This is a genomic window from Psychroserpens sp. BH13MA-6 (assembly GCF_052983595.1).
Genome location: NZ_JBRJGE010000030.1, coordinates 1 through 1548, shown reverse-complemented (window position 1 = coordinate 1548; position 1548 = coordinate 1). Strand labels below are relative to the sequence as shown.

Sequence of the window (1548 nt, the reverse complement as noted above, 5' to 3'; positions counted from 1 at the left end):
ATTTTAAGATCAGAAGTTTTTATTCCGTAATCCGAAAAAAAGGATAAGAAAATGATACTTGTAAATATTCCAAATATTGATTTCAGATGTATTGTTTTAAATTTATGCCAACGTAATTGTGTATGGTTTGTTGCGGTTTAACAGCTTGCGTGTGCGGCTGATGTTCCGCGTGAAAAACGCAAGCTGTTTTGCTCAAATTTTTCCGTTGAGACTAAGATAGTAATTTGTAGGAAATAATCGTCTACTTAGCCAACAAGAGCAATTAATTATACACGGTGTTGTAAAACGTTTTTATTCAAGTTCTAATTTTCTTTTAGTTGATTTTATTTTACGTTTAGTAAAAATTCGAATAATTAAAAAACTTGCTAAAAATCCAAATGCTGTAATTCCATAACCAATTTTGTCAGTCAATTCAACTTGATTATTAAAAGCTTCTAACGAAGTTATTAAAAATCCCAATAGTAAACCAATTAGAAAAAAATTTAGCAAGAATGTTGGTCCAATTTTTAAATTTTTCAAGTTATTATTTTCCAATTCAAATCTCACGGATATCAATTTCGGATTTGCAAAATCATCCCAACCCAAATCATGAACGAATGAACCATTTATATACATTTCGTTTTCGTAAAATTCAAAGTTCTTTAAATCATTCAGATGATCCTCTAAATCAGTTTTAGATAAAGAAGTTTTGATTTCGTAATTTTTCCCTAGATTAAATATGTCGTTCAAGGTTTTTACAAATGTTTTACAACGTGTTTGTGTTATGGCTAGTTGCGTTGGTTAGAACTAAGTTAATAAAAGAAAACGAACCAGAGGAAAATCCGTAGGATTTTCCGAGTACACACAGACCAAGCAATTGGGTATACACGTTGTTGTGTGTAGTTAATCTACAGTCCAATTTTCGTACATTATTTCACTTTTATTCAGCATATATTTATTTAATTCAAATAAGAGTAGTTCAACTTCTGACTCAAAACATTCGATTGGTAATCCATCTAATATCTCTACATATTTTGTTGTTTTATCCAAATTGATAAAAATTTGTTGAATTCCAATATCAGTTATGTCCAAACCTTCATAATCATATATTTGTTTCAAAGAATTATAATCTGAAGACAATAATTTTTCGATTAATAATAACTCATCGCCAGCTAATACACCTTTTTCGATTATTTTGTCAGAGTTGTTTTTTGTCTTTTTTTCGTGGGCATTAACACTCAATTCTAATTCGTAGTTGCAATCATAATCTACTAAATATTCAAACGTTAATCCACGACTTGAAAACCCGTCGCCACAACTATAAGCGAATAAATAATTTTCGTCCAAAAGCATTGTGTTATGAACTTTACTAAATTTTCTAAACTGTTTCAAAATTTTTCAGCAAGATTTTTTTAATTACACACAACGTAATTGTGTATGATTTGTTGCGGAATTTCAGCCGATCGCTTTTGCGTTCGGATGAGCCGCTTGCGGCGAAAATTCCGCTGGAAAGAAAGGCGAGAGGCTGAGCCTGGACATTTCTTTCCGTTTGGTTAAATATAGTGAATT

The 1548-nt window shown here is 30.7% G+C and carries 3 protein-coding genes; all 3 read right to left on the bottom strand.

Features of this window, described 5'->3' with window-relative positions:
• Positions 1–291 precede the first annotated feature (291 nt).
• Positions 292–729: a hypothetical protein gene (locus tag ACU8DI_RS15310; RefSeq protein ID WP_447113666.1), complete on the bottom strand. Its 438-nt coding sequence runs from the start codon at positions 727–729 to the stop codon at positions 292–294.
• A 153-nt stretch (positions 730–882) separates the two neighbouring features.
• Positions 883–1326: a hypothetical protein gene (locus ACU8DI_RS15305; protein WP_447113665.1), complete on the bottom strand. Its 444-nt coding sequence runs from the start codon at positions 1324–1326 to the stop codon at positions 883–885.
• A gap of 31 nt (positions 1327–1357) precedes the next feature.
• A partial coding sequence (locus tag ACU8DI_RS15300; RefSeq protein ID WP_447113664.1) for a hypothetical protein occupies positions 1358–1548 on the bottom strand: 191 nt, incomplete at its 5' end.